19 protein-coding genes and 4 tRNA genes are annotated in these 21455 nt (G+C 52.6%); 19 read left to right on the forward strand and 4 right to left on the reverse strand.

The window, feature by feature from the left end; translation table 11 throughout:
• The first annotated feature begins 53 nt into the window (after positions 1-53).
• From BZK42_RS23190 to BZK42_RS23280, 19 genes are all read left to right on the forward strand, one after another.
• Entirely contained in the window at positions 54-173 is a 120-nt protein-coding gene (locus tag BZK42_RS23190) for a rho operon leader peptide (RefSeq protein WP_049259789.1), read from the forward strand.
• 87 nt (positions 174-260) lie between these two features.
• A complete protein-coding gene (gene rho / locus BZK42_RS23195) occupies positions 261-1520 on the forward strand; it encodes a transcription termination factor Rho (protein ID WP_002437993.1) in 1260 nt (419 codons plus the stop codon).
• Positions 1521-1769: 249 nt separating this feature from the next.
• Positions 1770-2873 carry a UDP-N-acetylglucosamine--undecaprenyl-phosphate N-acetylglucosaminephosphotransferase gene (gene wecA, locus BZK42_RS23200; RefSeq protein WP_046274878.1) on the forward strand — a complete coding sequence of 368 codons (1104 nt, stop codon included), beginning with the start codon at positions 1770-1772 and terminating at the stop codon, positions 2871-2873.
• A gap of 12 nt (positions 2874-2885) precedes the next feature.
• Positions 2886-3932: an ECA polysaccharide chain length modulation protein gene (gene wzzE, locus BZK42_RS23205; RefSeq protein WP_080860381.1), complete on the forward strand. Its 1047-nt coding sequence runs from the start codon at positions 2886-2888 to the stop codon at positions 3930-3932.
• A 55-nt stretch (positions 3933-3987) separates the two neighbouring features.
• Positions 3988-5118, forward strand: coding sequence for a non-hydrolyzing UDP-N-acetylglucosamine 2-epimerase (gene wecB, locus BZK42_RS23210; RefSeq protein ID WP_080860383.1), 1131 nt, complete (start codon positions 3988-3990; stop codon positions 5116-5118).
• A complete protein-coding gene (wecC, locus tag BZK42_RS23215; RefSeq protein ID WP_046274881.1) occupies positions 5115-6377 on the forward strand; it encodes a UDP-N-acetyl-D-mannosamine dehydrogenase in 1263 nt (420 codons plus the stop codon). Before wecB ends, wecC begins: the two co-directional genes overlap by 4 nt.
• Complete coding sequence (gene rffG, locus BZK42_RS23220; RefSeq protein WP_047358755.1) at positions 6377-7444, forward strand: dTDP-glucose 4,6-dehydratase; 1068 nt, start codon at positions 6377-6379, stop codon at positions 7442-7444. The genes wecC and rffG overlap by 1 nt, the downstream gene beginning before the upstream one ends.
• Before the next feature lie 28 nt (positions 7445-7472).
• Positions 7473-8354 carry a glucose-1-phosphate thymidylyltransferase RfbA gene (gene rfbA, locus BZK42_RS23225; protein ID WP_016155112.1) on the forward strand — a complete coding sequence of 294 codons (882 nt, stop codon included), beginning with the start codon at positions 7473-7475 and terminating at the stop codon, positions 8352-8354.
• Positions 8332-9009 carry a dTDP-4-amino-4,6-dideoxy-D-galactose acyltransferase gene (gene rffC, locus BZK42_RS23230; RefSeq protein ID WP_016157840.1) on the forward strand — a complete coding sequence of 226 codons (678 nt, stop codon included), beginning with the start codon at positions 8332-8334 and terminating at the stop codon, positions 9007-9009. Before rfbA ends, rffC begins: the two co-directional genes overlap by 23 nt.
• 4 nt (positions 9010-9013) lie before the next feature.
• Positions 9014-10144, forward strand: a complete 1131-nt coding sequence (rffA, locus tag BZK42_RS23235) for a dTDP-4-amino-4,6-dideoxygalactose transaminase (RefSeq protein ID WP_046274884.1) — start codon at positions 9014-9016, stop codon at positions 10142-10144.
• A 1-nt stretch (position 10145) separates the two neighbouring features.
• Positions 10146-11396 (forward strand): lipid III flippase WzxE, encoded by a 1251-nt coding sequence (gene wzxE, locus BZK42_RS23240; protein ID WP_047358753.1) that lies wholly within the window; start codon positions 10146-10148, stop codon positions 11394-11396.
• Positions 11393-12472 carry a TDP-N-acetylfucosamine:lipid II N-acetylfucosaminyltransferase gene (locus tag BZK42_RS23245; protein ID WP_065554885.1) on the forward strand — a complete coding sequence of 360 codons (1080 nt, stop codon included), beginning with the start codon at positions 11393-11395 and terminating at the stop codon, positions 12470-12472. Before wzxE ends, BZK42_RS23245 begins: the two co-directional genes overlap by 4 nt.
• On the forward strand, positions 12469-13824 hold the full coding sequence (gene wzyE / locus BZK42_RS23250; protein ID WP_016155117.1) for an ECA oligosaccharide polymerase: 1356 nt from the start codon (positions 12469-12471) through the stop codon (positions 13822-13824). The genes BZK42_RS23245 and wzyE overlap by 4 nt, the downstream gene beginning before the upstream one ends.
• Positions 13824-14564 (forward strand): lipopolysaccharide N-acetylmannosaminouronosyltransferase, encoded by a 741-nt coding sequence (wecG, locus tag BZK42_RS23255; RefSeq protein WP_080860385.1) that lies wholly within the window; start codon positions 13824-13826, stop codon positions 14562-14564. The genes wzyE and wecG overlap by 1 nt, the downstream gene beginning before the upstream one ends.
• Positions 14565-14842: 278 nt before the next feature.
• Complete coding sequence (thrP, locus tag BZK42_RS23260; protein WP_016155119.1) at positions 14843-16228, forward strand: bifunctional threonine/serine APC transporter ThrP; 1386 nt, start codon at positions 14843-14845, stop codon at positions 16226-16228.
• Positions 16229-16330: 102 nt separating this feature from the next.
• Positions 16331-16407: transfer RNA gene (locus BZK42_RS23265), tRNA-Arg, on the forward strand.
• A gap of 56 nt (positions 16408-16463) precedes the next feature.
• Positions 16464-16539: transfer RNA gene (locus BZK42_RS23270), tRNA-His, on the forward strand.
• A 20-nt stretch (positions 16540-16559) separates the two neighbouring features.
• Positions 16560-16645: transfer RNA gene (locus BZK42_RS23275), tRNA-Leu, on the forward strand.
• A gap of 41 nt (positions 16646-16686) precedes the next feature.
• Positions 16687-16763 (forward strand) — tRNA-Pro (locus tag BZK42_RS23280).
• 459 nt (positions 16764-17222) lie between these two features.
• Here the strand turns inward: BZK42_RS23280 and hemY are convergent.
• Genes hemY through hemC form a run of 4 tightly spaced genes read right to left on the reverse strand, consistent with a single transcriptional unit; the run spans position 17223 to position 21300 of the window.
• Complete coding sequence (hemY, locus tag BZK42_RS23285; protein ID WP_016155120.1) at positions 17223-18422, reverse strand: protoheme IX biogenesis protein HemY; 1200 nt, start codon at positions 18420-18422, stop codon at positions 17223-17225.
• A gap of 2 nt (positions 18423-18424) precedes the next feature.
• Complete coding sequence (gene hemX / locus BZK42_RS23290) at positions 18425-19600, reverse strand: uroporphyrinogen-III C-methyltransferase (RefSeq protein WP_080860387.1); 1176 nt, start codon at positions 19598-19600, stop codon at positions 18425-18427.
• A 21-nt stretch (positions 19601-19621) separates the two neighbouring features.
• Entirely contained in the window at positions 19622-20362 is a 741-nt protein-coding gene (gene hemD, locus BZK42_RS23295; RefSeq protein WP_047416496.1) for a uroporphyrinogen-III synthase, read from the reverse strand.
• Positions 20359-21300: a hydroxymethylbilane synthase gene (gene hemC, locus BZK42_RS23300; protein ID WP_016157846.1), complete on the reverse strand. Its 942-nt coding sequence runs from the start codon at positions 21298-21300 to the stop codon at positions 20359-20361. Before hemC ends, hemD begins: the two co-directional genes overlap by 4 nt.
• Positions 21301-21455: the final 155 nt, after the last annotated feature.

Consider the following 21455-nt stretch of genomic DNA (forward strand, 5'->3'; position numbering starts at 1 on the left):
GTGTTGACTTCGTATTAAACATACCTTATTAAGTTTGAATCTAGTTATATCCAATACTTCCCGTTGTTTCTCGCGCGAGAAGTGGACAGATTCCTGGCTTGTCACTCAATCCGTCTTGTCGTTTCAGTTCTGCGTACTTTCCTGTGACCAGACAGCGAACAGACATGAGTTGATGGCCGTAAACAGGCATGGATGACCCTGCCATACCATTCACAACATTAAGTTCGAGATTTACCCCAAGTTTAAGAACTCACACCATTATGAATCTTACCGAATTAAAGAATACGCCGGTTTCTGAGCTGATCACTCTCGGCGAAAATATGGGCCTTGAAAACCTGGCTCGTATGCGCAAGCAGGACATTATTTTTGCCATCCTGAAGCAGCACGCAAAGAGTGGCGAAGATATCTTTGGTGACGGTGTGCTGGAGATATTGCAGGATGGATTTGGTTTCCTCCGCTCTGCAGACAGCTCCTACCTCGCCGGTCCTGATGACATCTACGTTTCTCCCAGCCAAATCCGCCGTTTCAACCTCCGCACTGGTGATACCATCTCTGGTAAGATTCGCCCGCCGAAAGAAGGTGAACGCTACTTTGCGCTGTTGAAAGTTAACGAAGTTAACTACGACAAACCAGAAAATGCCCGTAACAAAATCCTCTTTGAGAACTTAACTCCGCTGCACGCAAACTCTCGTCTGCGTATGGAACGTGGTAACGGTTCTACTGAAGACTTAACGGCGCGTGTACTGGATTTGGCATCACCGATCGGTCGTGGCCAACGTGGTCTGATTGTTGCTCCGCCGAAAGCAGGTAAAACCATGCTGCTGCAGAACATCGCGCAGAGCATTGCTTACAACCATCCGGACTGCGTGCTGATGGTGCTGCTGATTGACGAACGTCCGGAAGAAGTTACCGAGATGCAGCGTCTGGTGAAAGGTGAAGTGGTTGCGTCTACCTTTGACGAACCAGCCTCCCGCCACGTTCAGGTTGCGGAAATGGTTATCGAGAAGGCGAAACGTCTGGTTGAACACAAGAAAGACGTTATCATTCTGCTCGATTCCATTACCCGTCTGGCGCGTGCTTACAACACCGTGGTTCCGGCTTCCGGTAAAGTTCTGACCGGTGGTGTTGATGCCAATGCCTTGCATCGTCCGAAGCGTTTCTTCGGTGCGGCGCGTAACGTGGAAGAGGGCGGTAGCCTGACCATCATCGCGACTGCGCTGATCGATACCGGCTCTAAAATGGATGAAGTTATCTACGAAGAGTTTAAAGGTACCGGCAACATGGAACTGCATCTCTCTCGTAAGATTGCTGAAAAACGCGTCTTCCCGGCTATCGACTACAACCGTTCCGGTACCCGTAAAGAAGAGCTGCTCACCACTCAGGAAGAGCTGCAGAAAATGTGGATCCTGCGCAAAATCATCCATCCGATGGGTGAAATTGATGCCATGGAATTCCTCATTAACAAGCTGGCGATGACCAAGACTAACGACGACTTCTTCGATATGATGAAGCGTTCGTAATTCAGGTCTCATCCGAAAACGCCACGTTTTTACGTGGCGTTTTGCTTTTGTGGCTGTAATCTTAACGACACAATAACGATAATACGGTATGACATACCGCATGGCGAAGAAGGGTTGAAATTCGTATTTTGTGGTTGCTAATCATATAGAACCACCTGATATGGAGCTGATATTGAGTCGGGTTTCTCTTCTGAATAATTGGCTGGATGGTTATACTTCGTGTATTGATATTCTCTGAGAGCATGTATAGTGAATTTATTGACAGCAAGTACTGATCTCATCAGTATTTTTTTATTCACAACGCTGTTTCTTTTCTTTGCCCGCAAGGTCGCGAAAAAGATTGGATTGGTGGATAAACCCAACTTCCGCAAACGTCATCAGGGACTGATTCCGCTGGTTGGAGGGATTTCGGTTTACGCAGGCATTTGCTTTACGTTTCTTATCGCCGATTACTATATCCCGCATGCTGCTCTCTACCTGGGTTGTGCTGGTGTACTGGTGTTTATCGGTGCCCTGGACGATCGTTTTGATATCAGTGTAAAAATCCGCGCAACCATCCAAGCCCTTATCGGCATCATTATGATGACGGTGGGTAAACTCTATCTGCTAAGCCTTGGCTATATTTTCGGCCCTTGGGAGATGGTACTCGGTCCTTTTGGATATTTCCTTACCCTGTTTGCCGTCTGGGCGGCAATAAACGCCTTCAATATGGTGGATGGGATTGATGGTCTGTTGGGTGGATTATCTAGCGTGTCATTCGCCGCTATGGGGCTTATCCTGTGGTTCGATGGGCAAACAAGCCTGGCCATCTGGTGTTTTGCCATGATCGCCGCCATTCTGCCTTACATCCTGCTGAATCTGGGTATTCTCGGACGCCGCTATAAAGTTTTTATGGGGGATGCGGGCAGTACGCTGATTGGCTTCACGGTGATTTGGATCCTGCTGGAGACTACCCAGGGGCCAACGCATCCTATCAGCCCGGTCACCGCTTTGTGGATTATTGCCATTCCGTTAATGGATATGGTGGCAATTATGTATCGTCGCTTACGCAAGGGCATGAGCCCTTTCTCCCCGGATCGCCAACATATTCACCATTTAATCATGCGCGCCGGATTTACCTCCCGACAGGCTTTTGTCCTGATTACCCTGGCTGCAGCTATTCTGGCATCTATTGGCGTGCTGGCTGAATATTCTCGCATTGTCCCGGAGTGGGTGATGTTGGTGTTTTTTTTACTGGCGTTTGTCTTGTACGACATCTGTATTAAACGGGCCTGGAAGGTAGCGAGATTTATCAAACGTTTGAAGCGCAAGTTGCGTAGAAACCGTGAAAGTAAACCAGACTTAACCAAATAAATTGAGGGTACGATGAGACAACCATTACCGGGGGAAGATGCCGTGAGCGCTGAAAATGAACTGGATATCCGTGGGTTGTTTCGTACCTTGTGGTCAGGGAAGGTGTGGATCGTCGGTATGGCTCTCGCCTTCGCGATAGCGGCCCTCGCATATACGTTTTTTGCGCGTCAGGAGTGGAGTGCCACGGCGATTACTGACAGGCCAACGGTCAATATGTTGGGTGGCTTTTACTCTCAACAACAGTTTTTACGCAACCTGGATATTAAGGCCAGTCTCGCGTCCACGGACCAACCGTCAGTAATGGATGAGGCCTATAAAGAATTCATTATGCAGCTTGCCTCCTGGGATACACGCCGAGAATTCTGGCAGCAGACTGATTACTATAAGCAGCGTATGGTCGGTAATAGCAAAGCCGATGCGGCGATGCTGGATGAACTGATCAATAACATTCAGTTTTTGCCTGGCGATACGCTGCGTAATACCAATGACAGCGTGAAGCTGATTGCCGAGACGGCTCCTGATGCCAACAATTTGCTGCGCCAGTACGTCGCGTTTGCCAGCCAACGCGCGGCACGTCATCTGAATGATGAGTTAAAAGGTGCATGGGCCGCACGCACTGTGCAGATGAAAGCGCAGGTCAAACGTCAGGAAGAAGTGGCAAAATCCATTTTCTCTCGCCGCGTCCACAGCATTGAACAAGCGCTTAAAATTGCTGAGCAGCATAATATTTCGCGTACTTCCACAGATGTTCCAGCTGATGAATTGCCGGATTCAGAATTGTTCTTACTCGGACGTCCAATGTTGCAGGCGCGACTTGAGAATCTGCAGTCAATTGGTCCGGATTTCGAGCTGGACTATTTCCAGAACAGGGCCATGCTGAACACCCTGAACGTTGGACCAACTTTAGATCCGCGTTTTCAGACCTATCGTTATTTGAGAACGCCGGAAGAGCCGGTAAAACGTGACAGCCCTCGTCGCGCCTTCCTGATGATTATGTGGGGTATCGTTGGGGCTCTGATCGGTGCTGGTGTCGCGTTAACCCGTCGCCGTACGATTTAGCAATGCCGTTGCAGTGAGGGGCTGGGCTCTCACTGCCAATCCGAAGAGAATCGATGTGAAAGTACTGACTGTATTTGGTACGCGACCGGAGGCCATTAAGATGGCTCCTCTGGTTCATGCGCTGGAAAAAGATCCTGATTTTGAGGCGAAAGTTTGCGTTACGGCGCAGCATCGGGAGATGCTCGATCAGGTGTTGAATCTTTTTTCCATTGTACCTGACTACGATCTCAATATTATGCAGCCAGGTCAGGGACTAACAGAAATAACCTGCCGCATCCTGGAAGGGTTAAAGCCTATTTTGGCTGAATTCAAACCCGATGTGGTGTTGGTTCATGGTGATACCACAACCACGATTGCTACCAGTCTGGCCGCGTTCTATCAGCGCATCCCGGTGGGGCATGTAGAGGCTGGTTTACGTACAGGCGATCTCTATTCACCATGGCCGGAAGAGGCTAATCGTACGCTGACCGGGCGTCTGGCAATGTATCATTTTGCCCCAACAGAAAACTCGCGCCAAAATCTGTTACGAGAAGCTATCCCTGATGATCGTATTTTCGTCACGGGTAATACGGTTATTGACGCGTTGATCTGGGTTCGGGATCGCGTACTGGGAAATGAGACGCTGCGTGCGGATCTGGCCGAACGTTATCCTTTCCTGGATGCTGATAAAAAGATGATCCTGGTGACCGGTCATCGTCGGGAAAGCTTCGGTCTCGGTTTTGAGCAAATCTGTCATGCCCTGGCGGAAATAGCCGCGTCTAACCAAAATGTGCGGATTGTCTATCCGGTACACCTGAACCCTAACGTCAGTGAGCCGGTCAATCGCATCCTGGGTCACGTTGAAAATGTGGTGTTGATTGAACCGCAGGACTACCTGCCATTCGTATGGCTGATGAATCACGCCTGGCTGATCCTTACTGATTCCGGCGGGATTCAGGAAGAAGCGCCGTCTCTGGGGAAACCTGTGCTGGTGATGCGTGAAACAACGGAGCGCCCGGAAGCTATTACCGCAGGGACTGTACGTCTGGTAGGTACAGACCCACAGCGGATTGTTGAAGAAGTCACGCGTTTGCTGCATGACGACAATGAATATCAGATCATGAGCCGCGCCCATAATCCGTATGGAGACGGGCTGGCATGTGACCGCATTTTAGATGCATTAAAAAATAATCGGATATCGCTATGAGTTTTACGACCATTTCTGTCATTGGGTTGGGTTATATCGGACTGCCAACGGCGGCTGCCTTTGCTTCCCGTCAAAAACACGTAATTGGCGTAGATATAAATCAACATGCGGTGGATACCATTAATCGCGGCGAAATTCACATCGTTGAGCCCGATCTGGGTGCGGTGGTGAAAACGGCGGTCGAAAATGGTTTTTTACGTGCGAGCGCGACACCCGTAGATGCTGATGCGTATCTGATTGCGGTGCCTACCCCCTTTAAGGGAGATCATGAACCCGATATGGTCTACGTAGAAGCCGCGGCGAAATCTATTGCGCCAGTTTTGAAAAAAGGCGCATTGGTGATTCTGGAATCCACTTCACCTGTCGGGGCAACTGAACAGATGGCCGCATGGCTTGCAGAAATGCGGGCTGACCTGACTTTCCCGCAGCAGGTCGGTGAACAGGCGGACGTTAACATTGCTTATTGCCCAGAGCGCGTACTGCCGGGTCAGGTAATGGTCGAACTGATTAAAAACGATCGGGTGATTGGAGGAATGACCTCCGTCTGTTCCGCGCGCGCCAGCGAGCTGTACAACATCTTTCTCGAAGGCGAATGTGTGGTGACCAACGCCCGCACCGCAGAAATGTGTAAGCTGACGGAAAATAGCTTTCGCGATGTCAATATCGCCTTCGCCAATGAACTGTCGCTGATTTGCGCCGATCAGGGGATCAACGTCTGGGAACTGATTCGCCTGGCAAACCGCCATCCACGCGTGAATATTTTGCAGCCCGGCCCTGGCGTAGGTGGACACTGTATCGCGGTCGATCCGTGGTTTATCGTGGCGCAGAACCCGCAGCAGGCGAAATTGATCCGCACCGCGCGTGAGGTAAACGATGGTAAACCGCATTGGGTGGTCGATCGGGTAAAGGCTGCCGTAGCCGACTGTCTGGCGGATACCAACAAACGGGCTAGCGAAGTGAAAATTGCCTGTTTTGGTCTGGCATTCAAACCCAATATTGACGATTTGCGTGAAAGCCCGGCGATGGGAATTGCGCAGAATATTGCGCAATGGCACAAAGGCGAAATGCTGGTGGTGGAACCGAACATCCATCAACTGCCGAAAAAACTGGATGGTATTTGCCAACTGGCGACGCTGGACGATGCTCTGGCACGTGCTGATGTGTTGGTCATGTTGGTTGACCATAATGAATTTAAAGGCATCAAAGGTGATGCGGTTCAACAGCAGTACATCGTTGATACCAAAGGGGTCTGGCGCTAATGAAACGAATTCTGGTTACCGGTGGAGCGGGATTTATCGGCTCGGCGGTTGTGCGACATATCATTCATGATACCGAGGATGCGGTGGTTGTGGTCGATAAGCTGACCTACGCCGGAAACCTGATGTCGCTGGAGCCGGTTGCGCAGAATTCCCGTTTTGCCTTTGAGAAAGTGGATATTTGCGATCGGGCATCGCTCGACAGGGTGTTTCAACAATATCAGCCGGACTGCGTGATGCATCTGGCTGCAGAAAGCCATGTCGATCGTTCAATTGATGGTCCGGCCGCCTTTATCGAAACCAACATTGTGGGAACCTACACGCTGTTGGAAGCAGCGCGCGCTTACTGGAGTACATTAGCCAGTGAGGAAAAATTGGCGTTTCGTTTCCACCATATCTCGACTGACGAGGTGTATGGCGATCTCCATTCCACAGATGATTTCTTCACCGAAACCACGCCGTATGCGCCGAGCAGCCCTTATTCCGCGTCGAAAGCCAGCAGCGATCATCTGGTTCGCGCCTGGCTGCGTACCTACGGTCTGCCAACGCTGATTACCAACTGTTCCAATAACTATGGTCCGTACCATTTCCCGGAAAAACTGATTCCGCTGATGATCCTCAACGCACTGGCGGGCAAACCGTTGCCGGTATATGGCAATGGTCAACAGATCCGTGACTGGTTGTATGTAGAAGATCACGCCAGGGCGCTCTATTGCGTGGCGACGACGGGCGCGGTTGGGGAAACCTATAATATTGGTGGCCATAACGAGCGTAAAAACCTGGATGTTGTCGAAACGGTTTGCAGCCTGTTGGAAGAGCTGGCTCCGCATAAACCGCAGGGCATCGCGCAGTACCGCGACTTGATCGCTTTTGTGGACGATCGCCCAGGCCATGATTTACGTTACGCCATTGACGCTTCAAAAATTGCGCGTGAACTCGGGTGGATGCCGCAGGAAACGTTTGAAAGTGGAATGCGCAAAACCGTGCAGTGGTATCTGGATAATCAGGCATGGTGGAAACCCGTGCAGGACGGCAGTTACCAGGGCGAACGTTTAGGTCTGAAGGGCTAACAGCCTGGTTTTGCGGAGGAGGCAACGCATGAAAGGTATCATTCTGGCGGGTGGCTCAGGTACTCGCCTGTACCCCATTACGCGGGGCGTATCGAAGCAACTATTGCCCATTTACGATAAGCCGATGATTTACTACCCGCTATCGGTACTGATGCTGGCGGGAATTCGCGAAATCCTGATTATCACCACTCCGGAAGATAAAGGCTATTTCCAGCGTTTGCTGGGCGATGGATCTGAGTTTGGCATTGAACTGCACTATGCTGAGCAACCGAGCCCGGATGGATTAGCGCAGGCTTTTATTATCGGTGAAACGTTTCTTAACGGTGAACCATCGTGCCTGGTGTTAGGGGACAACATCTTCTTTGGTCAAGGATTCAGTCCAAAACTGCGTCATGTGGCCGCCAGAACGCAAGGCGCGACGGTGTTTGGCTATCAGGTCATGGACCCTGAACGTTTTGGTGTTGTTGAGTTTGATGACAATTTTCGCGCAGTCTCTCTGGAAGAGAAGCCGAAAGCGCCGAAATCTAATTGGGCGGTGACAGGGCTCTATTTTTATGACAGCAAAGTGGTGGAATACGCGAAACGCGTGAAACCTTCTGAGCGTGGGGAGCTGGAGATTACGTCTATCAACCAGATGTATCTTGATGACGGACATCTGACGGTTGAATTGCTTGGGCGTGGCTTTGCCTGGCTGGATACCGGTACGCATGACAGTTTGATTGAAGCGAGCACTTTTGTGCAGACGGTGGAGAAACGCCAGGGCTTTAAAATAGCCTGTCTGGAAGAAATCGCCTGGCGTAACGGCTGGCTGGATGACGAAGGCGTGAAGCGTGCCGCCAGTTCACTGGCCAAAACGGGTTATGGTCAATACCTGCTGGAGCTGCTCCGTGCTCGTCCGCGCCAGTATTGAGCCGCTTAGCTGGGAAAATACGTTCTTTGGCGTGAATAGCGCCATTGTCCGTTTTGACCAACGCGCGCCGGTTCTAACTGCGGATGCGTTGCTGCCCTGGTCGCGTGTACAAGCAAAAATACTTGCCGCAAATAGCCATGAATTAGATGCTCTGCAGCATTTGGGGTTCTCACTGGTAGAAGGTGAAGTCGATTTTGTACTACCGGTGACGTGTGCCAGCGGCGACCCCGGTGCGCAGGTCGCGCAACCTACGGATATCCCTGTATTACGCCATCTGGCAGGACAGGCATTTGCGCAAAGTCGTTTTCGCGCCCCGTGGTATGCCGAAGATGCCAGCGCGCGTTTCTACGCACAGTGGATTGAAAACGCGGTGCTGGGGACGTTTGATCATCAGTGCCTCGTTTTTCGTAAACCGACTGGTGAGATTCGTGGCTATGTCTCGCTGCGTGAACTGAATGCGACCGAGGCGAGAATTGGCCTGCTGGCCGGGCGTGGTGCGGGTGCAGAACTGATGCAGGCCGCGCTTTGTTGGGCACAGGCCCGCGGGAAAACAACATTGCGCGTGGCGACCCAAATGGGCAACACCGCCGCGCTTAAACGTTATATACACAGTGGTGCGAATGTGGAAAGCACCGCGTATTGGTTATACAGGTGACACGATGATTCCATTTAATGCACCGCCGGTGGTGGGAACTGAACTCGATTACATGCAGTCTGCGATGAATAGCGGCAAACTGTGTGGTGACGGTGGCTTTACCCGTCGCTGTCAGCAGTGGCTGGAGCAGCATTTTGGCAGTGAGAAAGTGCTGCTGACGCCTTCCTGCACCGCATCGCTTGAGATGGCGGCATTGCTGCTGGACATCCAGCCTGGCGATGAAGTCATTATGCCGAGCTACACGTTTGTCTCGACGGCCAATGCCTTCGTGTTGCGCGGCGCGAAAATCGTCTTTGTTGATATTCGCCCGGATACCATGAACATTGACGAAACGCTGATTGAAGCGGCGATCACCGATAAAACCCGCGCTATTGTGCCGGTACATTACGCGGGCGTGGCCTGCGAAATGGATACCATCATGGGGCTGGCCACTAAACATAACCTGTATGTGGTGGAAGATGCCGCCCAGGGCGTCATGTCGACCTACAAGGGGCGTGCGCTGGGTACGATTGGTCACATCGGCTGCTTTAGCTTCCATGAGACCAAAAACTATACCGCAGGCGGGGAAGGTGGAGCGACGCTGATTAATGATAAAAAATTAGTCGAGCGCGCAGAGATCATCCGTGAAAAAGGGACTAACCGTAGTCAGTTTTTCCGCGGCCAGGTAGATAAGTATACCTGGCGTGATATCGGTTCCAGCTATTTGATGTCCGATCTGCAGGCGGCTTATCTGTGGGCGCAATTGGAAGCGGCTGATCGTATTAACCAGCAGCGTCTGGCGCTGTGGCAAAAGTATTACGATGCCCTGGAACCGCTGGCGCGTGCCGGGCGTATTGAGCTGCCTTCGATACCGGAGGGTTGCGTACAGAATGCCCATATGTTTTACATCAAACTGCGCGATATCGACGATCGCACGGCGTTGATTAACTTCCTGAAAGAAGCTGAAATTATGGCGGTGTTCCACTATATCCCGCTGCATGATTGCCCGGCTGGCGATAAATTCGGCATGTTTGCCGGTGTTGATCGTTACACCACCAAAGAGAGCGAACGCCTGCTGCGTTTACCGCTGTTCTACAATCTGTCGCCGGTGAACCAGCGAACAGTCATTACGACCTTACTCAACTACTTCGCCTGATATGTCGCTTGCAAAAGCGTCCTTATGGACGGCGGCCAGTACGCTGGTAAAAATTGGCGCAGGTTTGCTGGTTGTGAAGTTGCTGGCGGTGTCGTTTGGCCCGGCAGGCGTGGGGCAGGCGGGTAACTTCCGCCAGATGGTCACCGTGCTTGGCGTGTTGGCGGGGGCCGGCATTTTCAATGGCGTCACGAAATACGTTGCGCAGCATCATGACGATCCGGCCCGGCTCCGTAAGGTGGTCGGTACCTCTTCCGCGATGGTGCTGGGATTCTCTACGCTGATGGCGGTGATTTTTTTGCTGGCGGCCGCACCTATCAGTCAGGGATTATTTGGTCATACTCATTATCAGGGGCTGGTTCGACTGGTTGCGCTGGTGCAGATGGGCATAGCCTGGGCGAACCTGCTGCTGGCGCTGATGAAGGGCTTCCGCGATGCGGCGGGTAACGCGCTGTCGTTGATTGTGGGGAGCCTGGTGGGCGTAGCGGCTTATTATGGCTGTTATCGCCTGGGAGGGTATGAGGGCGCCTTGCTGGGCCTGGCGCTGGTACCTGCGCTGGTCGCTATCCCTGCCGCTATAATGCTGATTAAGCGTGGGACTATCCCCCTGCATTACCTGAAACCCTCGTGGGATAACGGTCTGGCAGGGCAGTTAAGCAAGTTTACGCTGATGGCGCTGATTACCTCCGTAACGCTGCCAGTGGCATACGTGATGATGCGAAACCTGTTGGCGGCGCAGTACAGCTGGGATGATGTGGGGATCTGGCAGGGGGTGAGCAGTATCTCCGATGCTTATCTGCAATTTATCACCGCCTCATTCAGCGTTTACTTGCTGCCGACGTTGTCGCGTTTGACTGAAAAGCGCGACATTACACGCGAAGTGATCAAGTCGTTGAAATTCGTGCTGCCGGCGGTTGCTGCCGCAAGCTTTACCGTCTGGCTACTGCGCGATTTTGCTATCTGGCTGCTTTTCTCCGCTAAATTCACCGCCATGCGCGACCTGTTCGCCTGGCAACTGGTCGGTGATGTGCTGAAAGTCGGCGCCTATGTTTTCGGTTATCTGGTGATCGCGAAAGCGTCGCTGCGGTTTTATATCTTGGCAGAAATTAGCCAGTTCATGTTATTGACGGCGTTTGCACATTGGCTGATCCCTGCACATGGTGCGCTGGGCGCGGCACAGGCTTACATGGCAACGTACATTGTCTATTTCTCTCTTTGTTGTGGCGTGTTTTTACTCTGGCGTAGGCGGGTATGACTGTACTGATTCACGTTCTGGGATCGGATATCCCTCACCATAACCAAACCGTGCTGCGGTTTTTCAACGACTCGCTGGCCGCGACGAGCGAGCACGCGCGCACGTTTATGGTTGCAGGTCAGGATGCCGGATTCAGTGAGAACTGCCCGGCGTTATCGCTAAGCTTCTATGGTGGGAAAAAGGCGCTGGCTGAAGCGGTTATCGCGAAAGCAAAAGCGGATCGCCAACAGCGTTTTTTCTTCCACGGTCAGTTCAACACCAGCCTGTGGTTAGCGCTGCTGAGCGGGGGAATTAAACCGGAGCAGTTTTACTGGCATATCTGGGGCGCGGATTTATATGAAGTCTCCAGTGGACTGAAATTTCGCCTGTTTTACCCCATTCGCCGTATGGCGCAGAATCGTGTGGGCTGCGTATTTGCCACGCGGGGTGATTTGAGCTATTTCGCCGAACAGCATCCGCGCGTGCGTGGCGAGTTGCTCTATTTCCCAACGCGGATGGATCCCTCGCTCAATAATATGAGCAATGCGTGTCAGCGCAGCGGCAAGATGACGGTGCTGGTTGGCAACTCTGGCGATCGCAGCAATGAGCATATTGCCGCGCTACGCGCCGTCCATCAGCAGTTCGGCGACACGGTGAATGTGATTGTGCCGATGGGGTACCCCGCCAATAATGCGGCTTATATCGACGAGGTTCGTCAGGCCGGCCTGGCATTGTTTAGCGCTGAGAATCTGCAAATTTTAAGTGAACAGCTGGAATTTGATGCCTATCTGACATTATTACGTCAGTGTGATTTGGGTTACTTTATTTTTGCCCGTCAGCAGGGGATCGGTACCCTGTGTTTACTGATTCAGGCCGGTATCCCGTGCGTGCTCAACCGTGAAAATCCCTTCTGGCAGGATATGGTGGAACAGAATCTCCCGGTGTTATTTACCACTGATGAGCTCAATGAAGGCGTCGTACGCGAAGCGCAGCGCCAGCTGGCATCGGTAGATAAAAATTCAATCACCTTCTTTAGCCCGAATTATCTGCAGCCGTGGCACAACGCGTTGCGTATTGCTTCAGGAGAAACCGTATGAGCCTGATGCAATTTAGCGGTCTGCTGGTGGTATGGCTGCTCTCCACCTTGTTTATCGCCACGCTGACCTGGTTTGAATTCCGCCGCGTGCGTTTTAACTTCAATGTTTTCTTCTCACTGCTGTTTTTGCTGACGTTCTTCTTCGGGTTCCCGTTGACCAGCATACTGGTGTTCCGTTTTGATGTGGCAGTTGCTCCGCCGGAGATCCTGCTGCAGGCCTTGCTGTCAGCCGCCTGTTTCTATGCCGTCTACTACGTGACGTATAAAACACGCCTTCGCAAGCGAGTCGAGGATAAGCCACGCAGGCCGCTATTTACCATCAATCGCGTTGAAGCGCATTTGACCTGGGTTATCCTGATGGCGATTGCATTGGTGAGCGTGGGCGTCTTCTTTATGCACAACGGATTCCTGCTGTTCAGGCTGCAATCCTACAGCCAAATTTTTTCCAGTGAAGTCTCTGGCGTCGCTCTGAAGCGTTTCTTCTACTTCTTCATTCCGGCAATGCTGGTGGTCTATTTCCTGCGTCAGGATAGCAAAGCGTGGTTATTCTTCCTGGTGAGTACCGTCGCGTTTGGTTTGCTGACCTATATGATTGTTGGCGGGACGCGCGCCAATATCATCATTGCGTTTGCCATCTTCTTGTTTATCGGCATCATTCGCGGCTGGATTTCGCTGTGGATGCTGGCCGCCGCGGGCGTGCTGGGTATCGTCGGGATGTTCTGGCTGGCGCTGAAGCGCTATGGGATGAACGTTAGCGGCGACGAGGCGTTCTATACCTTCCTGTACCTCACGCGGGATACCTTCTCGCCTTGGGAGAATCTGGCGCTGTTGCTGCAAAATTACCACAATATTGAGTTTCAGGGGCTGGCGCCGATTGTCCGTGACTTCTACGTCTTTATCCCCTCCTGGCTGTGGCCTGGGCGGCCGAGTATTGTCCTCAACTCAGCGAACTACTTTACCTGGGAAGTGTTGAACAACCACTCAGGTCTGGCGATTTCGCCGACGTTAATTGGTTCACTGGTGGTGATGGGCGGGGCGCTGTTTATCCCGTTAGGCGCGATTGTCGTTGGACTCATCATCAAATGGTTTGACTGGCTGTATGAGTTAGGCAACCGCGAAACCAATCGCTACAAGGCGGCGATTCTGCACAGTTTCTGTTTTGGCGCTATTTTCAATATGATCGTGTTGGCACGTGAAGGGCTGGATTCGTTTGTCTCGCGAGTGGTCTTTTTCCTCGTGATTTTCGGCGTGTGTCTGCTGGTGGCAAAACTGCTGTTTTGGCTATTCGATAGTGCGGGACTCATCCATAAACGAATTAAATCGCTGCCCCGGACACAGATTGAAGGATCGTAATGACAGATAACACAACTGCGCCACTCTACTCGCTGCGCGGGCTACAATTGATTGGCTGGCGCGATATGCAGCATGCGCTAAATTACCTGTTTGCCGAGGGGCATCTCAGGCCTGGAACGCTGGTGGCAATCAACGCCGAGAAGATGCTGACGGCAGAAGATAACCCTGAAGTGCGGGATCTGATCAACGCCGCTGAGTTCAAATATGCGGATGGGATTAGCGTGGTGCGCTCAGTGCGCAAAAAATTCCCGCAGGCGCAGGTTTCACGCGTGGCTGGGGCTGATCTTTGGGAAGCGCTTATGGCGCGAGCCGGGCAGGAAGGAACGCCTGTTTTCCTGATTGGTGGCAAGCCTGAAGTTCTGGCGCAAACGGAAACCAAACTGCGTGCCCAGTGGCGCGTGAACATTGTAGGCAGTCAGGACGGTTATTTTACCCCGGACCAGCGTCAGGCATTGTTTGAACGTATCCACGCCAGCGGTGCGCAGATTGTGACGGTGGCGATGGGCTCGCCGAAACAAGAGATCTTTATGCGTGACTGCCGGAAGATTCACCCTGAAGCGCTGTATATGGGCGTCGGTGGTACCTACGACGTCTTTACCGGTCACGTTAAGCGTGCGCCGCGAATCTGGCAGAGTCTGGGGCTGGAGTGGCTGTATCGCTTATTGTCGCAGCCAAGCCGTATCACTCGTCAACTTCGCTTATTACGCTATCTCCGCTGGCACTATACCGGCAACCTCTGACGCCCTCCCTCCTTTGATAAGTAGCGTGATCTGCTAATTACGCTACTTATTCACAACATAATCGCTGCTTTCTCGCACAATCTATTTATTTTTTGAATGCTTTAATTGCCATTTAAGCGATTTTAGGAAACCATTCGCAACAATCATTGCAGTGCCGTGGTGTTTTTGACGCCAACCGTTAAGCGGTCGGTGCCGTATGGCCTGTTATGGCATAACAAGATGTACCCATAACGAGAACCGGTAATACCGGACAGTATGCAAACACAACAAGAGGATTTATGGCCGAGAACAAACCTGAGCTACAGCGTGGGCTGGAGGCTCGTCACATCGAATTAATTGCCCTTGGGGGGACTATTGGCGTCGGGCTATTTATGGGGGCCGCCAGTACCCTGAAATGGGCGGGACCTTCGGTTCTGCTGGCATACATCGTCGCCGGGCTGTTCGTCTTTTTCATTATGCGTTCTATGGGGGAGATGTTATTCCTCGAGCCGGTTGCCGGTTCATTTGCTGTTTACGCCCATCGTTATATGAGCCCCTTCTTTGGTTATCTCACTGCCTGGTCATACTGGTTTATGTGGATGGCGGTGGGGATATCGGAGATTACCGCCATCGGGGTGTACGTCCAGTTCTGGTTCCCGGAAATGGCACAATGGATACCCGCACTGATAGCTGTCGGACTGGTTGCGTTGGCAAATCTCGCCGCGGTTCGCCTGTATGGTGAAATTGAGTTCTGGTTTGCCATGATTAAAGTGACCACCATCATTGTGATGATCGTCATTGGATTAGGGGTGATTTTCTTCGGTTTTGGTAATGGCGGTCAGGCGATCGGCTTTGGCAACCTGACCGAGCACGGCGGCTTCTTTGCTGGTGGTTGGAAGGGCTTCCTGACGGCATTGTGTATTGTCGTGGCTTCTTACCAGGGCGTGGAGCTGATCGGCATTACTGCGGGTGAAGCGAAGAATCCGCAGGTCACGCTGCGTAGTGCAGTAGGGAAAGTGCTGTGGCGTATTCTGATTTTCTACGTCGGTGCGATTTTTGTTATCGTCACTATTTTCCCGTGGAATGAGATTGGCAGTAACGGTAGCCCGTTTGTTCTCACCTTTGCCAAGATTGGTATTACCGCCGCGGCAGGGATTATTAACTTTGTGGTCCTGACGGCGGCGCTGTCGGGCTGTAACAGTGGGATGTACAGCTGTGGGCGTATGCTTTACGCGCTGGCAAAGAATCGCCAGCTACCTGCCGCTGTTGGAAAAGTTTCTCGCCAGGGCGTGCCGGTTGCCGGCGTGGCTATTTCTATCGCGATCCTGCTGGTTGGTTCGTGCCTGAACTACATCATTCCCAACCCGCAGCGTGTGTTCGTTTATGTCTATAGCGCCAGCGTGCTGCCGGGGATGGTGCCGTGGTTTGTGATCCTGATAAGCCAGATACGTTTCCGTCAGGCGCATAAAGCGGCGATCGCCAGTCATCCTTTCCGCTCGATTCTTTTCCCGTGGGCGAACTATTTGACGATGGCGTTCCTGATTTGCGTATTAATCGGCATGTACTTTAATGAAGATACCCGAATGTCGCTGTTTGTTGGCATTATCTTCTTACTGGCCGTGACGCTCATTTATAAGGTTTTTGGCCTGAATCGTCATGGCACAGCCCAAAAATTGCAGGAATAAGCGACAAAACGCACAAACCATGACCAAACGATAATTTATTTTAAAAAAGCACTAGACAGCAGACCGAGACCTCCGTAATATCCAGCCCCGCAACGGCGCTAAGCGCCCGTAGCTCAGCTGGATAGAGCGCTGCCCTCCGGAGGCAGAGGTCTCAGGTTCGAATCCTGTCGGGCGCACCATTTAGTAAGGTGCCGGAGCTGCGGTGGTTTTAATACCGCGTAAAAGATTTGCAGTGGTGGCTATAGCTCAGTTGGTAGAGCCCTGGATTGTGATTCCAGTTGTCGTGGGTTCGAATCCCATTAGCCACCCCATTAATTTAAAGTTGTGAAATGCGAAGGTGGCGGAATTGGTAGACGCGCTAGCTTCAGGTGTTAGTGTCCTTAGGATGTGGGGGTTCGAGTCCCCCCCCTCGCACCACGACTTAAAGAATTGAACTAAAAATTCAAAAAGCAGTAAAACGGCGAGTAGCGCAGCTTGGTAGCGCAACTGGTTTGGGACCAGTGGGTCGGAGGTTCGAATCCTCTCTCGCCGACCAATTTTGAACCCCGCTTCGGCGGGGTTTTTTGTTTTCTGATTTTCCCTTCTCAGCCTTTATTTCCCCGAATTTCCTGATTTCTTAAAAAGTCCGGTTCCATTGTTTTTGCAGTGCAATCGTGGCATGCCTTGTGCAATAATATACGGGTAGATGCTCATTCCATCTCTTATGTTCGCCATCTGGCCTCATAAACTCAGGAATGATGCAGAGCCGTTTACGGTGCTTATCGTCCACAGACAGATGTCGCTCTGGCCTCATCAAACACCATGGACATAACGTTGAGTGAAGCACCCATTTATGTTGTCATACAGACCTGTTTAACGCCTGCTCCAAAAGAGCGGGCGTTTTTTTATGCATATACACCTCATCCTTCAAGTCGCCTCGAAGCATCTCGAATGATTTGGTGTATATGAAATAACGGTAGGCCCGGTAAGCGAAGCGTCACCGGGCAAGAGGGAATTACTGCGGGGGATTGTTGTTCTGCAGCGTCAACATCAGGCCATCACGACGCATGGTGGCGGCTTCTTCCGGCTGATGCAGTCTGTCCAGCGCGTCAGCAAGCCAGGCGTAGTCATAGGCATCTGGACGCTGTTTGAGAGCGGCACGGAAGGCGAACGTGGCTTCCTGCCATTCGCCGTGCTTCATTAGCGACTGGCCCAGCGTGCTCCACAGTAATGGGCGATCGCCGACGGCTTTAATCTGCTGGCGCAACACTTTCTCTATCTGTTCCGGGTTGTTGGTTTTCAGACGCGGGATCGGCAGCACCAGGCGGTCGTCATACTGGCGTTTAAGACCATCAATGATGACCTGCTGTGCCGTATCGTGATCGTCACACTCAATCAGATGTTCAGCCATTGCCACCTGCAGGGCAACCTGGTGACGGGTTTTACGGTTCTGGTTTTTCCACCATGCACGTAGACCCTCGCTGCCCTGATCGGCGCGAACCTGATCCATCAGACCAACCCATGCCTGCTGTTCCAGCATCGCGCGGTGCTCGTCATCACCCACGTGCGCTTTTGCCATGGATGGAATGATATCCAGTAACGAACTCCATGCACCGGTACGAATGTAGGCCTGTTCAGCCAGACGCAGCACTTCCGGATGACGTGGCGTCACTTCCAGCAGTTTATCTACGCTGTGGCGTGCGGCGTGATTTTCATTACGTGCCAGCTGCAGGCGAACGCGAGTGATTTCTACCGGGATCGTATCATTTCCGGCCAGTTCGGCAGCACGCTCAAGGTGTTGGTTGGCACGAGCTTCGTCACCGCGCTGTTGAGCAGCTTCTGCCGCCAGCAGGTAATTCACTACCGGCTGTTCTGCATGATCGGCGTTTTTCGACATCAGCTTTTCAACCTGCTGATAATCGCCTTCTGCCAGCTTGAGCAGCGCCTGCTCGGTCTGCTTACGGGCGCGACGACGCTTCCGACCGACAAACCATCCGCGGGTATGCGCGCCAGTGCGGAAAATTCGGCGCAGCAGCCATTCAATCGCAAACAGGACGACCATTGCGACGATCAGAATGATCACCAGACCCGTCACGCTGGTTTCGATATTGTAATTATCCGTCTGGATCAGTACGTAGCCCTGATGACCGGCAATCATTGGACCGACAACGATCCCGGCGATCAACAGCACAAAGAGCAATAATACTTTTAGCATCATTATTCTCCTTGCGGCGCAGTTGCCGGAGTTTCAGCTGAAGGCGCAGGAGTTGCTGCAACCGGCGCTGTGGCAGGCTGTGCCAGTAAATTACGTACGCGGGTCTGCATGAGCTTGTCGAGAAGCGCCTGGCTCTGCAGCGTTTCCGGTACGTCCATGCTGATGCTTTGTTGGCTCAGTTGGTCTACCTCTTCAAGGAAAGCTTTGGTGGCTGCATCGTCGGTGTCGTAGTAGGCGCGCACCCAGGTGGAGACGTTTTCCAGCGCCTGGCGATATGTTTCCTCCTGATGACGCGGCACGGCCTGTGCGGCCACTAACAGGCGAGAACGGATATTTTCACGTAAGTAAACGTCCTGGTTCGGTGCCAGCAGCGGGACGGCGGTTTCATCACGACGGCGAACGGTGATAAAGCTGTCCATAAAGTTCTGCCAGCTTTTTTGAAGATTGACGCGCCATTCGCTGATCGAGCTGGAAAGCTCGCTGCTGTCGGAATCCATCGGCGAATCGTCGGTATCGTTGTCGGCCAGACGCAGGTTATCAATCTGGTTAGAGAGCTGATTCACTTTCAGGATAATGCCGTCATAGTCGACCTGAGTCACCGCAGAGAGGCTCGCGATATCGTCGGTAATCGCGCGACGGGCGGTAATCAGGCTTGGGTCATTCATATCCGCCAGACTGGCGTCAGCGCTTTTCAGCAGCGCCGCGGCGGTAGTAACGTCCTGATCGCTCCATAATTTGCGACCGGCCAGTTTCACCAGAAAATCAGCCTGCGCCAGCAGCCATGTCCCGGCATCGCTGCCGGAGATAGTGGCGACTTTTTGCTGGACTTCGTCAAGCTGTTTGACCAGCGCGGCCTGCTGGCGAGCGGCTTCATCCAACTGCGTTGCCTGCTGCTTAATAATGCCTTCCAGCTCAGCTTTTTGGCTTTCTTGCGCTTTTTGCAACGCTGTAAGCTGGTTCGCCAGCGCATCGCTGGTTGCTGTCTGCGTTGTTGCCTGCTGTTTCCCCCAACCGTACAGCCCAACGCCTGCAGCCAGCGCAATAGCAATCGCCACAGCGCTCAGAATCAGTGCCGTGCTGTTCTTACTCTTTTTTTCAGTATTGACTGGCTGTGACGTGGTTTCCACGGCCTCCCTGGTCTCTTCAACCACGGCGGAGGATTTTTCTTGTTCCGTCATTATGGCATCCCATTATGAGAGTTATTGTAATGCGCGTAGTAGCGCATCGTTGTCGGCGTTATCAGCGACCTTAATATCTTGCCAGCCCAGTTCCCGGGCGAGGTGCGCCAGACGCTCACTGACGACCAGCAGCCGACAGCGTAGTAACCAGTGCTCACGATACCACTGCGGAATGAGCGACCAGAGCTGTTGTAGCATCTCTCCGCTGGTGACAACCACCGTGGTCACACCACGAGATTGCCAGCGCATCGCTTCTTCTGCACCATCGTAATATTTTGCACTGCGTTGATAACATTCACAAAAATCGACATCAGCTCCGCGTGCTGTCAGGGTTTCACCTATCAGCTCACGGCCACCATTGCCGCGTAATATCAGCGCGCGTTTTCCCGCAATATTTTGTAATTCAGGTAATTGTAGCAAGACTTCGCTAATTTCCCGATCCAGAGGGTAGTGAATATTGAAACCGCTAACGGTATGCAGCGCCAGCGCCGTTGTGCGACCAATGGCAAAATAACGCGGAAGGGAGGGCCAGCTTTTCCCTTGTTGCTGAAGCTCGGCATCTGCAAAGGTGACGGCGTGCTGCGAGAGGGCGAAGACCAGATCGTTTTCCGTCAGCGCCGATAGTCGGAAAGCAAGCGTTGCCAGTTCCCGACCGGGCGAAAACTCGATGAGCGGAAAGCTCCAGGCCACCTGCCCCAGTGTGCGCAGACGGCTCACTAACTCTTCCCCTGCGGGAGACGGGCGGGTGACCAGAATACTCATGCGGGGGCTTCTCCGTTGTAAACTTCAGCCAGAATGGTGCGCGCACCGTTCTCCAGCAGCTCTTCAGCCAGAGAGATGCCCATCTGTTCAGCTTCCTGCGCGGCGCCGCGACGTTCTCCGCATACCATCTGCGAACCGTCAGGCGCGCCGACCAGCGCCCGCAGCCAAATCTCACCGTTAATGAGTTCTGCATAACTGCCGATAGGGACCTGACATCCCCCTTCCAGGCGGGTATTCATGGCGCGTTCGGCTTTGACGCGCAGCGCAGTCTCTTCATGGTTGAGCGGCGCTAACAGCGCCTGAGTGCGCATATCATCCAGTCGACATTCTATGCCAACCGCGCCTTGCCCGACAGCGGGTAGGGAGACTTCCGGCGGCAGAGCGGTGCGGACTCGCGACTCAAGACCTAAACGTTTTAATCCGGCGACCGCCAGAATAATGGCGTCATAATCGCCGTTATCCAGTTTGCTCAGACGCGTACCTACGTTGCCGCGCAGCGAACGGATGACGAGATCCGGGCGACGCTTTGCCAACTGGCACTGGCGACGCAAACTGGATGTCCCGACGATACTGCCTGCCGGGAGTTCATCCAGCGTGTTGTACTTATTTGAGACGAAAGCATCACGCGGATCCTCTCGCTCGCAAATGGTGACCAGTCCAAGACCGTCAGGGAACTCAACCGGCACATCCTTCATGGAATGCACGGCGATATCGGCGCGTTTTTCCAGCAGCGCGACTTCCAGCTCTTTAACAAACAACCCTTTCCCCCCGACTTTCGCCAGCGGGGTATCAAGGATCACATCGCCACGGGTTACCATCGGAACCAGTTCCACGATCAGACCGGGGTGGTTTGCCATTAAGGCGTCTTTGACATAATGTGCCTGCCAGAGCGCAAGGGGGCTTTGGCGTGTGGCAATTCTCAAAACATTGTCTAACATGCTTGTTACCGTCATTATCAATCATTGACCATCCTAACATCCTTATCAAAGGGATGTCAGCGTTACGCTCAAACGTGAGTGAGAGGAAAAGGCGCTGCATCATCACTGGCAGTGAATAATGACGAGAAACCTCCCGACCGTATGAAGGAATTTAC

The organism is Citrobacter braakii (assembly GCF_002075345.1).
GTDB lineage: Bacteria > Pseudomonadota > Gammaproteobacteria > Enterobacterales > Enterobacteriaceae > Citrobacter > Citrobacter braakii.

Coding starts and splice junctions, on each gene's coding strand:
- wzyE (WP_016155117.1), top strand. CDS start 12,469: ATGAGCCTGATGCAATTTAGCGGTCTGCTGGTGGTATGGCTGCTCTCC.
- rho (WP_002437993.1), top strand. CDS start 261: ATGAATCTTACCGAATTAAAGAATACGCCGGTTTCTGAGCTGATCACT.
- hemC (WP_016157846.1), bottom strand. CDS start 21,300: ATGTTAGACAATGTTTTGAGAATTGCCACACGCCAAAGCCCCCTTGCG.
- wecG (WP_080860385.1), top strand. CDS start 13,824: ATGACAGATAACACAACTGCGCCACTCTACTCGCTGCGCGGGCTACAA.
- wecC (WP_046274881.1), top strand. CDS start 5,115: ATGAGTTTTACGACCATTTCTGTCATTGGGTTGGGTTATATCGGACTG.
- rffG (WP_047358755.1), top strand. CDS start 6,377: ATGAAACGAATTCTGGTTACCGGTGGAGCGGGATTTATCGGCTCGGCG.
- wzzE (WP_080860381.1), top strand. CDS start 2,886: ATGAGACAACCATTACCGGGGGAAGATGCCGTGAGCGCTGAAAATGAA.
- rfbA (WP_016155112.1), top strand. CDS start 7,473: ATGAAAGGTATCATTCTGGCGGGTGGCTCAGGTACTCGCCTGTACCCC.
- hemY (WP_016155120.1), bottom strand. CDS start 18,422: ATGCTAAAAGTATTATTGCTCTTTGTGCTGTTGATCGCCGGGATCGTT.
- thrP (WP_016155119.1), top strand. CDS start 14,843: ATGGCCGAGAACAAACCTGAGCTACAGCGTGGGCTGGAGGCTCGTCAC.
- wzxE (WP_047358753.1), top strand. CDS start 10,146: ATGTCGCTTGCAAAAGCGTCCTTATGGACGGCGGCCAGTACGCTGGTA.
- rffA (WP_046274884.1), top strand. CDS start 9,014: ATGATTCCATTTAATGCACCGCCGGTGGTGGGAACTGAACTCGATTAC.
- BZK42_RS23245 (WP_065554885.1), top strand. CDS start 11,393: ATGACTGTACTGATTCACGTTCTGGGATCGGATATCCCTCACCATAAC.
- hemX (WP_080860387.1), bottom strand. CDS start 19,600: ATGACGGAACAAGAAAAATCCTCCGCCGTGGTTGAAGAGACCAGGGAG.
- hemD (WP_047416496.1), bottom strand. CDS start 20,362: ATGAGTATTCTGGTCACCCGCCCGTCTCCCGCAGGGGAAGAGTTAGTG.